The 12,883-nt window shown below is 69.2% G+C and carries 19 protein-coding genes; 13 read left to right on the forward strand and 6 right to left on the reverse strand.

Annotated features, from left to right (window positions below; all coding sequences use genetic code 11):
• Positions 1-55 precede the first annotated feature (55 nt).
• Genes fliI through VGE03_RS07355 form a run of 3 tightly spaced genes read left to right on the forward strand, consistent with a single transcriptional unit; the run spans position 56 to position 2,919 of the window.
• Entirely contained in the window at positions 56-1,399 is a 1,344-nt protein-coding gene (fliI, locus tag VGE03_RS07345) for a flagellar protein export ATPase FliI (protein WP_331045824.1), read from the forward strand.
• 13 nt (positions 1,400-1,412) lie between these two features.
• Positions 1,413-1,823: a flagellar export protein FliJ gene (locus tag VGE03_RS07350; RefSeq protein WP_331045825.1), complete on the forward strand. Its 411-nt coding sequence runs from the start codon at positions 1,413-1,415 to the stop codon at positions 1,821-1,823.
• The gene (locus VGE03_RS07355; protein ID WP_331045826.1) at positions 1,813-2,919 is read left to right on the forward strand and encodes an endo-1,4-beta-xylanase; all 1,107 of its coding nucleotides are present in this window, start codon (positions 1,813-1,815) and stop codon (positions 2,917-2,919) included. The genes VGE03_RS07350 and VGE03_RS07355 overlap by 11 nt, the downstream gene beginning before the upstream one ends.
• Here the strand turns inward: VGE03_RS07355 and VGE03_RS07360 are convergent.
• Both VGE03_RS07360 and VGE03_RS07365 read right to left on the reverse strand, forming a co-directional pair.
• The gene (locus VGE03_RS07360) at positions 2,916-3,278 is read right to left on the reverse strand and encodes a hypothetical protein (protein ID WP_331045827.1); all 363 of its coding nucleotides are present in this window, start codon (positions 3,276-3,278) and stop codon (positions 2,916-2,918) included. The two genes, VGE03_RS07355 and VGE03_RS07360, sit on opposite strands and share 4 nt — an antisense overlap.
• A gap of 55 nt (positions 3,279-3,333) precedes the next feature.
• Positions 3,334-4,089, reverse strand: a complete 756-nt coding sequence (locus VGE03_RS07365) for a competence/damage-inducible protein A (protein ID WP_331045828.1) — start codon at positions 4,087-4,089, stop codon at positions 3,334-3,336.
• A gap of 23 nt (positions 4,090-4,112) precedes the next feature.
• On the opposite strand from VGE03_RS07365, the gene sfsA reads away from it, so the two are divergent.
• From sfsA to VGE03_RS07410, 9 genes are all read left to right on the forward strand, one after another.
• The gene (gene sfsA / locus VGE03_RS07370) at positions 4,113-4,829 is read left to right on the forward strand and encodes a DNA/RNA nuclease SfsA (RefSeq protein ID WP_331045829.1); all 717 of its coding nucleotides are present in this window, start codon (positions 4,113-4,115) and stop codon (positions 4,827-4,829) included.
• Positions 4,830-4,860: 31 nt separating this feature from the next.
• Entirely contained in the window at positions 4,861-5,685 is an 825-nt protein-coding gene (gene map / locus VGE03_RS07375) for a type I methionyl aminopeptidase (protein ID WP_331045830.1), read from the forward strand.
• A gap of 29 nt (positions 5,686-5,714) precedes the next feature.
• Entirely contained in the window at positions 5,715-6,443 is a 729-nt protein-coding gene (gene radC / locus VGE03_RS07380; protein WP_331045831.1) for a RadC family protein, read from the forward strand.
• Between the two features lie 28 nt (positions 6,444-6,471).
• On the forward strand, positions 6,472-7,467 hold the full coding sequence (locus tag VGE03_RS07385) for a N(4)-(beta-N-acetylglucosaminyl)-L-asparaginase (RefSeq protein ID WP_331045832.1): 996 nt from the start codon (positions 6,472-6,474) through the stop codon (positions 7,465-7,467).
• Positions 7,464-7,982, forward strand: coding sequence for a GNAT family N-acetyltransferase (locus VGE03_RS07390; protein WP_331045833.1), 519 nt, complete (start codon positions 7,464-7,466; stop codon positions 7,980-7,982). The genes VGE03_RS07385 and VGE03_RS07390 overlap by 4 nt, the downstream gene beginning before the upstream one ends.
• A 57-nt stretch (positions 7,983-8,039) precedes the next feature.
• The gene (locus VGE03_RS07395; protein WP_331045834.1) at positions 8,040-8,279 is read left to right on the forward strand and encodes a BolA family transcriptional regulator; all 240 of its coding nucleotides are present in this window, start codon (positions 8,040-8,042) and stop codon (positions 8,277-8,279) included.
• A 4-nt stretch (positions 8,280-8,283) separates the two neighbouring features.
• A complete protein-coding gene (locus tag VGE03_RS07400; protein WP_331045835.1) occupies positions 8,284-9,207 on the forward strand; it encodes an oxidoreductase in 924 nt (307 codons plus the stop codon).
• Positions 9,208-9,322: 115 nt separating this feature from the next.
• Complete coding sequence (grxD, locus tag VGE03_RS07405; RefSeq protein WP_331045836.1) at positions 9,323-9,676, forward strand: Grx4 family monothiol glutaredoxin; 354 nt, start codon at positions 9,323-9,325, stop codon at positions 9,674-9,676.
• Positions 9,677-10,108 (forward strand): thioesterase family protein, encoded by a 432-nt coding sequence (locus VGE03_RS07410; RefSeq protein WP_331045837.1) that lies wholly within the window; start codon positions 9,677-9,679, stop codon positions 10,106-10,108.
• 38 nt (positions 10,109-10,146) lie between these two features.
• On the opposite strand, the gene VGE03_RS07415 is transcribed toward VGE03_RS07410, so the two are convergent.
• Positions 10,147-10,530: a hypothetical protein gene (locus VGE03_RS07415; protein WP_331045838.1), complete on the reverse strand. Its 384-nt coding sequence runs from the start codon at positions 10,528-10,530 to the stop codon at positions 10,147-10,149.
• Complete coding sequence (locus VGE03_RS07420) at positions 10,527-10,652, reverse strand: hypothetical protein (RefSeq protein ID WP_331045839.1); 126 nt, start codon at positions 10,650-10,652, stop codon at positions 10,527-10,529. Before VGE03_RS07420 ends, VGE03_RS07415 begins: the two co-directional genes overlap by 4 nt.
• A gap of 159 nt (positions 10,653-10,811) precedes the next feature.
• On the opposite strand from VGE03_RS07420, the gene VGE03_RS07425 reads away from it, so the two are divergent.
• Entirely contained in the window at positions 10,812-11,921 is a 1,110-nt protein-coding gene (locus VGE03_RS07425) for an NADH:flavin oxidoreductase/NADH oxidase (RefSeq protein ID WP_331045840.1), read from the forward strand.
• Between the two features lie 27 nt (positions 11,922-11,948).
• Here the strand turns inward: VGE03_RS07425 and VGE03_RS07430 are convergent, their stop codons facing one another.
• On the reverse strand, positions 11,949-12,335 hold the full coding sequence (locus VGE03_RS07430; protein ID WP_331045841.1) for a hypothetical protein: 387 nt from the start codon (positions 12,333-12,335) through the stop codon (positions 11,949-11,951).
• A 193-nt stretch (positions 12,336-12,528) separates the two neighbouring features.
• Positions 12,529-12,883 (reverse strand): 30S ribosomal protein S4 (rpsD, locus tag VGE03_RS07435; protein ID WP_331045842.1); only part of this gene is annotated, 355 nt, incomplete at its 5' end.

Below are 12,883 nucleotides of genomic sequence, written 5' to 3' on the forward strand. Positions count from 1 at the left end.
CACCCGCCGTTAACCACGACGGCCCCATTCGTTAACGGCTGGATCAGGGGCTCTCTTGCGTAATCTCGTCGCCGCCGTCGAAGCGATCGACCCGCTGGTCGTGACCGGTAAGGTCGCGGGCGTAAGCGGGCTGCTGATCGAAGCCCGGGGCGGCCTGGCGCGTCTGGCCGTCGGCGCCCGGGCCGAAATCGAGCGGCGCGGCCAAGCCCCCCTGCCCGCCGAGGTCGTCGGCTTCCGCGACGCCAAGGCCCTGCTGATGCCCTTCGGCCCGGTCGAGGGCGTGGCCCCCGGCGCCGACATCAGGATCATCGACACCGCCGCCAGCGTGCGCCCCACCACCGCCTGGCTGGGCCGCATCATTGACGCCTTCGGCCAGCCCATCGACGGCCTCGGCCCCCTGCCGCAAGGACCTGCGCCCTATCCCCTGCGCGCCTCGCCGCCGCCGGCCCATTCGCGCGGCCGGGTCGGCGAGCGGCTGGACCTGGGCGTGCGCTCGATGGACGTCTTCACCACCACCTGCCGGGGTCAGCGGCTGGGCATCTTCGCCGGCTCGGGCGTCGGCAAGTCGGTGCTGCTGTCCATGCTGGCCAAGCAGGCCACCTGCGACGTCGTCGTCGTCGGCCTGATCGGCGAACGGGGCCGTGAAGTGCGCGAGTTCGTCGAGGAGACCCTCGGCGAGGACGGCCTGCGCCGCGCCGTCGTCGTCGTCGCTACCTCCGACGAACCGGCGCTCAAGCGCCGCCAGTCGGCCTATATGACCATGGCCATCTCGGAATATTTCCGCGACCAGGACCTCGAGGTCCTCTGCCTGATGGACTCGGTCACCCGCTTCGCCATGGCCCAGCGCGAGATCGGCCTGGCGGCGGGCGAGCCGCCGACCACCAAGGGCTATACGCCCACCGTCTTCACCGAACTGCCCAAGCTGCTGGAGCGCGCCGGGCCCGGCCCGACCCGGCCGGACGGCACCACCGCCGCCCCGATCACCGCCCTCTTCACCGTGCTGGTGGACGGCGGCGACCATGACGAACCCATCGCCGACGCCGTGCGCGGTATTCTGGACGGCCACATCGTCATGGACCGCAAGATCGCCGAACGCGGCCGCTTCCCGGCCATCGACGTGCTGAAGTCCGTCAGCCGGACCCTGCCGGGCTGCCAGACCCCGCCCGAGCGCGAACTGAACAAGCGCGCCCGCCAGTGCCTCAGCGCCTATGCGAACATGGAGGAGCTGATCCGCATCGGCGCCTATCGTTCGGGCGCCGACCCCATCGTTGACCGCGCCATCGCGCTCAACCCCGCCCTCGAGGCCTTCCTGGGACAGGACAAGGACGACCACACGTCTCTTTCCGATTCCTTTACCCGGCTGGAGGCAATCCTGAACCAAGGCATGATCAGCCAGTGACCGGAGTGAACCAATGACCGCCTGGGCCCAATCGCTGATCCGGATCTCGAACTACGAGGTCGAGACCCTGCAGAAGCGCCTCGCCGAGATCACCGCCCGTCGCGCCTCCGCCGAGATGCGCCTGGCCGTCCTCGACGCCGAGGCCGAGGTCGAACAGGAACGCGCCCGTCAGGACGCCGAGGCGGGCATGCTCCTGCAGGCCTATCTGAACGGCTGGAAGCTGCGGAAGACCGCCGCCGAGAACGACGTCGCCGAGATCGACGCCGAGGAAGTCGGCGCCCGCGACGCCCTCACCGGCGCGTTCGAGGAACTGAAGAAGTTCGAGCACGTGGCCGAGAGCACACGCCTGAACGCCCTGATCGCCGCCGGCAAACGCGAGACCGCGGCCTTCGACGAAATGGGTCTGCGCCGGCGTGCCGGATAAGCTGTCCCGCCGGACCCTGCTGGGCTCCACGCTCGGCTCCGCGGTCGCCCTGACCGCCTGTGATCGCTTCGCGACCGCCCAGCCCGCGCCCGGCCCACTCGCCGCGCCCCTGAAGGACGTCGTTCCGGCGCCCTTCGGTACGATCGGCATGACCTGGCAGCTGGACCAGCCTGACTGGGTCGAGCAGGTCCGTCGTCATTGCGGCCAGATGACCCCCGAGTGGGAGCAGAAGATGGAGCGGACCCTCGGGCCCGGCTTCACCTATGACTTCAGCGCCTCGGACCGCGTTGTCGGCTTCGCCCGCGAGAACGGCCTGCGCGTCCATGGCCACACCCTGATCTGGTATTCGCAGGGGGCCGAGGTGTTCAACGACGCCGTCGTCCCGCGCGATCGCTTCGCCGCCGAGTACGAGCGCTATATCCGCGCCTTCGCCGGTCGCTATCGCGGCCAGATGGCGGGCTGGGATGTCGTCAACGAGCCGGTCTCCGAAGACGGAACCGGCCTGCGCGACTGCCACTGGAGCCGAGCTCTGGGCATGAACGGCTACATGGTCCGCGCCTTCCAGATCGCGAAGGAAGCCGATCCGGACGCCGTCCTGTTCCTCAACGAATACAATCTCGAGAACATCCCGCAGAAGGGGACGACCTTCCTCAGGCTGGTCGAACGCCTGCTGAAGCTGGGCGCCCCCATCGGCGGCATCGGGACCCAGTCCCACCTCAGTATCGAGATCCCCGACGGCAATATCCGGACCTTCTTCCGCGACGCCGCCTCGCTGGGCCTGCCGATCCATGTGTCCGAGCTGGACTTCTCCCTGTTCCGCGACGGCGGCCGCATGCCGGACCTGCGTTCGCTCAAGGAGAAGCGGGACCAGCAGGTCGCCCGCGTCGGCGAACTGGCCGAGGCCTTCCACGCCCTGCCCGAACGCCAGCGTTACGCCTTCACCACCTGGGGCCTGCGCGATCAGGACAGCTGGCTGACCCGCGAGGAAGGCCGCGACCGCCCCGACGACAGCCCGGTGCTTCTGGACCGCGAGGGCCGGGGCAATCCGGCCTATCAGGCGGTCGTCGACGCCTTCACCGGGCGAGCGGGCGCCTAGATCTGCAGACCCTTCCGGGCCAGGGCGCTGTCCGTCCCGGCCTTCGCAATCTGATCCGCCCCGATGCCGATCAGCCAGGCGCCGATCACCAGACCGCCAAGCGCGATCAGGAAAACCCCTCCCAGGTTCACCATCGCCCACAGCGTGCCGGCCAGGCCCACCATCGCCAGCATAATCCCGAAGCCGACATTGGCGCGGCCCCGCCGCCGGTCCTGCGCCGTCAGTCGCGCCTGCACCGCCAGCACCGCCGCCTCGGCTTCGGCGGCGTCCATGCCGTCGGCGGCCATCTCCCGCACCAGCGCCTGAACATCCATCCCGCGCCGGAACCGCACTCGCGCCTCAAAGTCGACGTCACTCATCATTGCGCCCCCAAGCTGTCGGACACTGTATCGGCCCGCGGCTTCCGATCCAGCCTCAGATCTCGACGGCCCTGATCCCCGCCACCGTCAGATCGGCGACCAGCCCCGCCACCGCCGCCTCGACCTTCGCCTCATCGCGTCCGCGCACCACCAGATTGGTCCCGATCTCCCCGACAGAGCCATGGCCGAACGGATAGCTGCCGAAGCTGACCTCGCGCTCGGCCTTCGAGGCGGCGGTCAGGATATCCGCCACCGCCCCTTCGCCCACGCCGCTGACCCTCACGGTGCGCGACAGCACCACCGCGCCGGTCCGCAGGCGCGGCGCCACATCCTCCAGCATGGCGGTCATGATCTTGGGCACGCCCGCCATCACGAAGACATTGCCGATCTGGAAGCCCGGCGCGTCCGTCACCGGATTGGCGATCAGCGTCCCGCCCTCGGGAATGCGCGCCATCCGCCGCCGCGCCGCGTTGAACTCGCCCGGGCCATAGCGCTTCTCAAGGATCGCCACCGCGTCCGGATGCTCCGGCAGGGCGACGCCGAACGCCTTGGCCACCGCATCGGCGGTGATGTCGTCATGGGTCGGCCCGATCCCGCCGGTGGTGAAGACATAGTCATGCGCCGACCGCAGGGCGTTCAGGTTCGCCACGATCTGCTCCGGCCGGTCCCCGACCGTCCGCGCCTCCATCAGGTCGATCCCCAGCGCGGTCAGGAACCGCGCGATGGTGTTCAGATTGGTGTCCTGCGTCCGTCCGGACAGGACCTCGTCCCCGATGATCAGGACGGCGGCGGTAGGGGATGCGTCGGTCATCCACCCAAGCTAGAGACTGCGCCATGCGCTTCAAGTCGCCCCTCGAACGCGGAACCCTGATCCGCCGCTACAAGCGCTTCCTCGCCGACGTCGTGCTGACGGACGGGACCGAAACCACCATCCACGTCCCCAACCCCGGCGCCATGCTGGGCCTGACCGGGCCCGGCCTGCCGGTCTGGATGAGCCGCTCGCCGGACCCGAAGCGCAAGCTGCCCCTGACGCTGGAGATGGTTGAACTGCCGGACGCCGGACTGGTCGGGGTCAACACCATGAACCCCAACCGCATCGGCGAGGCCGCCATCGCCGAGGACCGGATCGCCGAACTGACCGGCTACCCGATCCTCCGGCGCGAGGTGCGCTATGACGAGAACAGCCGCATCGACATCCTGCTGCAGGGCGACGCGGACGGACTGACCCGACCCTCCGCCTGGGTCGAGATCAAGAACGTCCACTTCAGCCGCACGCCCGGCCTCGCCGAGTTCCCGGACTGCAAGACCGAGCGGGCGGTCAAACACCTCAAGGCGCTGGAGCGGGTGGTCGACGCCGGCGACCGGGCCGTCATGCTGTTCATCGTCCAGCGCATGGACTGCACGGCCTTCACCACCGCGGACGACATCGACAAGGCCTACGGACCCGCATTGCGCGAGGCCGCCTCACACGGGGTTGAGGTTCTGTGCTACAGTTGCCACCTGACGCCTGAAGCGATCCGGCTGGACCGCGCCCTGCCCTGGCGGCCCTGATTTCGACAAGGGTCGCGCCGAAAGACGACGCATGTACGAGACCCCCGAACTGGATACCGATCACTTCGTCCGCACCCACGAGATCCGCGTCCACCAGGACGAGGAAGCCTGGGCGGGCATGCGCGCCGCCGGCAACCTGGTCGCGCGCGCGCTGGACATGATCACCGGCTACGTCGAGCCCGGCGTCACCACCGGCCGCATCGATGATCTGGTCCGCGAATTCACCCTCGACAACGGCGGCCTGCCCGCCTGCCTCGGCTACAAGGGCTACGAGAAGACCGTCTGCACCTCGATCAACCACGTCGTCTGCCACGGCATCCCGGGCGACAAGGTGCTCAAGGACGGCGATATCGTGAACATCGACCACACCGTCATCGTCGACGGCTGGCACGGCGACTCCAGCCGAATGTTCGCGGTCGGGACCATCAACGCCCGCGCCCGCAAGTTGATCGACGTCACCTATGACTCGCTGGAAGCCGGTCTGGCCGTGATCAAGCCGGGCGCCACCTTCGGCGACATCGGCTATGCCATTCAGCAGGTGGTCGAGGCCCAGCGCATGTCGGTCGTGCGCGATTTCTGCGGCCACGGCATCGGCCGTCTGTTCCACGACAGCCCCAACGTCCTGCACTACGGCCGCCGCGGCGAGGGCGCCACGCTCAAGAAGGGCATGTTCTTCACCGTCGAGCCGATGGTGAACCTGGGCAAGCCGCACGTGAAGGTCCTGTCCGACGGCTGGACCGCCGTCACTCGCGACAAGTCCCTGTCGTCTCAGTGCGAGCACACCATCGGCGTCACCGACGACGGCTGCGAACTGTTCAGCGCCAGCCCCGCCGGGCTGTTCCGTCCGAAATTCTAGGATAGGCTGCATGCGTCCCGGGAGGACGCATGCTCGACCCGCCGACCGAAAAGCCGAAAGCGCCCCACCACGCCGGTCATCGTGAACGGCTGCGCGAGCGGGCGCGCGGGGCCGGCATCCACCACCTGCCTGACTACGAGCTGCTGGAACTCTTCCTCTTCCGCAGCCAGCCGCAGGGCGACGTCAAACCCATAGCCAAGGCCCTGCTCGCCCGCTTCGGCTCGCTGGCCGCCGTCCTCGCCGCCTCGGTGGAAGACCTGATGACGGTCAAGGCCGAGGACTCCCGCGGGAAATCAAAGGGCATCGGCGCCGAGACCGCCCTCGACCTGGCCGCCCTGCATGAGGTGGCCCGGCGCATCACCAAGGAAGAGGCCAACAAGCGCACGGTCATCTCCTCCTGGACCGCCCTGCTCGCCTACGTTCGCCTGTCGCTGCAGCACGAGCCGCGCGAACAGTTCCGCGTCCTCTATCTCGACAACCGCAACCAGCTCATTCTCGACGAGATTCAGAACCGCGGCACCGTCGACCACGCCCCCGTCTACCCGCGCGAGGTGGTCCGCCGGGCGCTGGAGCTTTCGGCCAAGTCGATGATCATCGTCCACAACCACCCCTCCGGCGACCCGACCCCGTCCCGCGCCGATATCGACATGACGCGTCAGGTGGTCGAGGCCGCCCGGGCGCTGGGCCTGTCCGTCCACGACCATCTGGTCGTCGGTCGGGACGGCGTGGCCAGTTTCAAACAGCTGGGCTTGATGTAGCCTCCGCCCCCTCAGTTCCGGGGGAGTCATGATCACCACGCGCCGCACCCTTCTCACCGCCGCTCCGGCGGCGGCCCTCGCGACCTCCGCCGTCGCCCGGGACGACGCCGCCCCCGCCGTCATGGTCTCGACCTGGGACTTCGGCGCCGCGGCCAACGCCGCCGGCTGGGCCGCGCGTCAGGCGGGCGGATCGGCCCTCGACATGGTCGAGGCGGGCGGCAAGGTCGCGGAGGCCGATGAGAGCAATTCCTCCGTCGGCCTGGGCGGAATGCCGGACCGCGACGGCCACGTCACCCTCGATGCCTGCGTCATGACCTGGGCGGGCGACATCGGCGCCGTCTGCGCGCTGGAGGATGTGGTCCACGCCGTCTCGGTCGCCCGCGCGGTCATGGAGAAGACGCCCCACACCATGCTGGTCGGGGCCGGCGCCCGCACCTTCGCCGTCGATCAGGGCTTCCCGACGCAGAACCTGCTGACGCCCCGCGCCGAAGCCGCCTGGCGCGAATGGCTGGTCACCGCCGAATACGCGCCCCGCGCCAACAGCGAGAACCTCGACTGGCGCGGCACGCCGGGCGGACCGGGCAATCACGACACCATCGGTCTGGTCGCCATCGGCGCCGACCACCGCATGGCGGGCGCCTGCACCACCTCCGGCATGGCCTTCAAGATGCGCGGCCGGGTGGGCGACAGCCCCATCATCGGCGCCGGCCTCTATGTCGATGACGAGGTCGGCGGCGCCACCGCCACCGGCGTGGGCGAGGACGTCGTGCGCGTTTCCGGCGCCCATTCCGTCGTCGAGGCCATGCGGCACGGTCTCGACCCGACCGCCGCCTGTCGCAGCGTGATCGAACGTCTCGCCCGCCTGCGCGGGACCAAGGTCGCCGCCTCACAGGTCGCCCTGCTGGCCCTCGACAAACAGGGTCGCGCCGGAGCCTTCGCCCTGCAGCCGGGTTTCACCTACGCCGTCACCGACGCCGCGGGCCGCACGCGGATCGAGCGCGCGGGAGCCCTGTTCAGCGCATGACCACCACCCTGATCACCGAACGCCTGACCCTGACCCCGGTGCAGGTCTCCGACTACCCGGAGCTGACGGCTCTTTGGGGAGATCCCGCCTTCGCCACCGCCATCTTCCCGGCCGCCCTGTCCAGCGAGGACGTCTGGTTCCGCCTGCTGCGCGACATCGGCCACTGGGAGGCCCTGAACCACGGTAACTGGTCGATCCGCGAGACCGCGACCGGCGCCTATGTCGGCAGCGTCGGGATCCTCGACTACCGCCGCCTGATGGACCCGCCGTTCGATGCACCCGAGCTCGGCTGGGGCGTCGCTCCCCGGTTTCAGGGCAAGGGTCTGGCCTTCGAGGCCCTGTCCGCCGCCCTCGCCTGGGCCGACGACGCCCTCAACGCCCCCCGCACCGTCTGCATGATCGCCCCGGACAACGCCCCGTCCCACGCCCTGGCGAAGCGCGCGGGCTACACGCCCTACGCCGAGACCGCCTACAAGGGCGCGCCGGTGGTGCTGCTGGAGCGCCACGCGGCGTAGCCAGCCATTAAGGTTTACGCGGCATTCTGCCGCCCGAACTCCGGAGTGCGTTTCCCCATGCCCATGCCCGTCGAAGAGCTTCGCGGCCACCTGACCGAAGCCTTCCCCGATGCCGAGATCGCCATCGACGATCTGGCGGGCGACGGCGATCACTATCGCGCGCGGATCGTCTCGACGGCCTTCGCGGGTCTGTCGCGGGTAAAGCAGCACCAGCTCGTCTACGCCGCCCTCAAGGGCAAGATGGGCGGCGAACTGCACGCCCTGGCGCTCGAAACCTCGGTCCCGGCGGAGAGCTGAGCCCATGCGTTACCGCCCCTTCGGCAACGTCGGTCAGGCCGTTTCGGTCGTCACCCTCAGCCTGGGCGCGCGCGACATCGCCGGCGGCCCCGAAGCCGGACGCGAACTGATCTATTCGGCGCTCGAGGCGGGCATCAACAGCTACCGCCTGACCACCGCCGACCCGGTGCTGGCCGAGGTGCTGGGCGAAGCCCTCCGCCACGTCGATCGCAAGCTGGTGCAGGTGTCGCTGATGCTCGGCGCCGGCGACGGCCGCCGCGGCTCGGACCGCGACTTCTCGGCCGAGGGCATGACCAGCGCCATCGACCGGGCGCTGCACGCCTCCGGTCTCGGCTGGTTCGATCTGGCCGTTCTGGACCAGCCCGAAGACCACGAACTGCCCCAGTCGTCGCTGAATGCGCTCAAGGCCCTGCGCGCCACCCAGCGCATCCGCCTTCTGGGCATCTCCGGCGAGAGCGAGGTGATGGACACCTACGTCTCCACCGGCGCCTTCGACGCCCTGTTCACGCCCTACCACGTCAACTCGCCCTGGCAGATCCGCTCGCGCCTTCGCGACGCCCGCGAGCGCGACATGGGCATCTTCGTCCACGGCTACTTCCCGGACGCCCTCGACACGGTGAAGAAGGCCACCGAGGTGCACGAGGAGAAGAAGGGCTTCTTCGGCTTCGGAAAGTCTTCCGGCCGCGCGAAGAACGACCCGCTGGCCGGCGTCGGCACCTTCGCCTTCCTGCACCAGACCAACGGCTGGACCGCCGAAGCGATCTGTCTGGCCTACTCGCTGACGGACCCGGCGATCGCCAGCGTCCTGATCGAGGCTCCGACCGTCGAGCGCCTGAACGAACTGGCCATGGTCCCCGACCGCGACCTGCCGCCCGGCTTGGCCGCCCAGATCGAGATGGCGCGCGTCGCCGGCGCCCGGGCGGCCTGACCCCCGCCCCGCTCACGGATGTCTGAAGGCTCGCCGGCGGTCCCTGTCGCCGCACACCCTTGACCCCCGGCCTGTCCGACCCTAGCTGACGCCCTTCACCGAAAGGCCCGTTACCGTGACCGATCAAGCCGTCGCAGACCCCGTCCACGCCTTCATCGCCGACACCGTCGCCCAGCACGATGTCGTCCTGTTTATGAAGGGCACCCCGGACGCGCCGCGTTGCGGCTTCTCCTCGCTGGCCGTCCAGATCCTCGATCACATCGGCGCCTCGTTCGTCGGCGTCGACGTCCTGCAGGACGAGGCCCTGCGCGAAGGCATCAAGGCCTTCACCGACTGGCCGACCATCCCCCAGCTCTATGTGAAGGGCGAGTTCGTCGGCGGCTCGGACATCGTCCGCGAGATGTTCAACAGCGGCGAGCTGCAGACGCTGATGAGCGAAAAGGGCGTCGCCCTGGGTCAGGAAGACTAGATGGCGCGCGCCCAGCTGGAGCCCCGCGAGGACCGCGAAATCTTCGTCCTTCCGCTGGAGGTCCGCCCCGAGCACATCGACGAGAACGGCCATGTGAACAACGTGGTCTATGTCGGCTGGCTGCAGGATGCGGGCACCGCGCACTGGAACGCCAGCTTCGATGACGACACCCGTGCGCGCTGGTCGTGGGTCGGGGTCCGGCACGAGATCGACTACTTCCGCCCGCTCATGCCCGACGCCGTCGATGTGAAGGCCCGGACCTGGGTCGGCGACCCGCAGGGGCCGCGCTTCAATCGCTACGTCCGCATCGAGGACGCCGAGGGCCGCCTGTGCGCCCAGGGCGTCACCGAATGGGTTCTGGTGGATGCCAGGACCATGCGCCCCCACCGCATTCCCGCGGACATGCTCCCCGCCTTCCAGAAGGCCGGATAATCAAAGGGCCGGATCGCTGTGCGGTCCGGCCCTTCGTCCTACAGCTTCGTCGGGTTCAGCAGCCGGGTCGGCGTGCCGGGCTCGACGCCCAGCTCATCCAGCGACCAGCTGACCTCCACCCCGTCGGGAACCAGCGCCTTGCACAGGTCCTCGGCGTTGCGGCGCAGCGCGACGTTGGTCACCCCGTCATCCACCGGCGTCAGATCGACCATGAAGTGGCTGGCGTCCGTGCAGCCGTTGGAATCGACGCGGACGATCAGCCGTCCGTCCGCGATCCGCGCCGAGCGCACCGCTTCCAGCGCAGGCTTCGCGCCGTCGGCCCAGTTGACCACCACGTCCCGCTCGCCGCCCTCGTTGGCGTAGATCACACAGCCCGACAGCAGCGGCGCGCAAAGCGCCGCTGCGACGACGGCGCGGATCACTCCGCGTCCGCCGGGGTCGAGTGCACGACGCGGGTGGTCGGCTTGTCGGTGGCGATGATGATGCAGCCGCCCAGCGACGGGGCGGCGATGGCGAGGGCAAGAATGAGAGCGATACGACGCATATGGAAATCCCCTTCCGGACGATGAGAGCGCTTCTCTGGTGAAGCTTGCGGACAATGTGCCGTTCGCCGGCCTGAATGGCACGTGAACAATCGGAAAGGCGGGTCTTGCCGTTTTCCGCATCCGACATAGCTACGGTTCCGATCCTCCCCGGAGCCCCCATGAGCCACCTGTTCTCCCCGCGCGCCGTCGGGCCGCTGACCCTGCGCAACCGCATCGTCATCGCCCCCATGTGCCAGTATTCCGCCGTCGACGGCGTGCCCCAGCCTTGGCACGCCCAGCACCTGGGGCGGCTGGCGACCTCGGGCGCCGGACTGGTCATCGTCGAGGCGACGGGCGTCGAACCCGAGGGCCGCATCAGCCCCGCCGACACCGGCCTGTGGAATGACGATCAGGAAACCGCCTTCGCCGCCCTGATCGCGGGCATCCGCACCTATTCCGACACGCCCATCGGCATCCAGCTGGGCCACGCGGGCCGCAAGGCCTCCACCACCCCGCCGTGGATCGGCAGTCGCGCCCTGACGCCCGAGGAGGGCGCCTGGACCACGTCAGCCCCGTCCGCCCTGCCCTTCCGGGACGACTGGCACACCCCGGTCGCCCTCGATGAGGCGGGCATGCAGCGTATCGTCGACGCCTTCGTCAGCGCCGCCGGGCGCGCCCTGCGGGCGGGTTTCGACGTCGTCGAGCTGCACGCTGCCCACGGCTATCTGCTCAGCGAATTCCTCTCGCCCCTCTCGAACCACCGCACGGACCAGTACGGCGGCTCGACCGGGAACCGCATGCGCTTCCCCCTGCGGGTGGCGCAGGCGCTTCGCGACGCCTGGCCGCGCGACAAGGCGCTGGGCGTCCGCTTCAACGGCTCGGACTGGCTCGACGACGGCGTCACGATCGCGGAGGTGCAGGCCTTCGCCCGCGCCCTTCACGACATGGGGTACGACTATCTGCACGTGACCAGCGGCGGCAACGCCGCCCGCGCTCCCATCCCGGGCGGCGAGCCGGGCTACCAGCTGCCCTTCGCGGAGGCGGTGAAGGCGGCGGTCCCCGAGGCGAACGTCATCGCCGTCGGCATGATCTACGATCCCGCCCAGGCCGAGGCGATCGTTGCGGACGGCAAGGCGGACTTCGTCGGCATCGCCCGCGCGGTTCTGGACGACCCGAACTGGCCGCACCACGCGGCGACGGCCCTCGGCCATCCCGAAGACCTGCCGAACCCCTACGCGCGCGCCGGCCAGACCACATGGCCTGCCTACGACCGCATTCACGGTGGTTAAGGCGAAAGCTGGAAAGGCGCCCCGGCCTCAGGCCGAGGGCGTCATCTGGTAGGGGTTCTCGACCGACACGCGGGCGCCGGGCGCGATGCCCAGTTCCTCGAACGACCAGCGCATCTCCACGCCCTGCGGCTGCACCTCGGCGCAACGGTCTTCCTTGATCCGGCGCAGGGTGATCACCGAGCCGCTTCCGGCCTGGCGCACGACGGGCGTCAGGTCCGCCTTGCTGGTGCAGCCGTTGGAGCTGACCCAGAAGACCGCCTGATCCTGTCCGATCGCGGCCGCATGGATCGGCTCCAGCTGGCCCGGCATATTGGCTGCGGCGCGGTCGCCGTCGAACAGTCCCTGCAAAGTGCCGCAGGCGGCCGTCAGCGAGGCGAGCGCCAGTACCGCGGCGAGCGTGATCGACGTTTTCATCCCGGCCTCCCGGCTGGATCCTGAACCCGCCTGCAGTGTGCCGTTATTCGGCCCGAAAGTGAACCGTCACAGGGCCTGATCCAAAGCAAAAGGGCCCCGGATTGCTCCGGAGCCCTTCAACTTTTGTGATCGTCCCGGGCTCAAGTAGCGCAAGGCGCGGTAGCCCAGGAAAACCGTCGTGATCCCGAAGGGATCAGGACGAGTAGTATTCGACGACCAGGTTCGGTTCCATCTTCACCGGGTACGGCACGTCGGCCAGTTCCGGAACGCGGACGTAGCGGACCGAGAAGCCGCGGTCGCCCAGTTCCAGGTAGTCCGGGATGTCACGTTCCGACGACTGCTGGGCTTCGAGCACCAGAGCCATGTTGCGCGACTTTTCCTTGACCTCGATGACCTGGCCCGGCTTCACGCGGTACGAACCGATGTCGACCTTCTTGCCGTCGACGGTCACGTGGCCGTGGCTGACGAACTGGCGAGCGGCCCAGACGGTCGGGACGAACTTGGCGCGGTAGACGATGGCGTCCAGGCGCGATTCCAGCAGACCGATC

This window comes from Brevundimonas sp., from assembly GCF_036400995.1.
In the GTDB taxonomy this organism is placed as follows: Bacteria; Pseudomonadota; Alphaproteobacteria; order Caulobacterales; family Caulobacteraceae; genus Brevundimonas.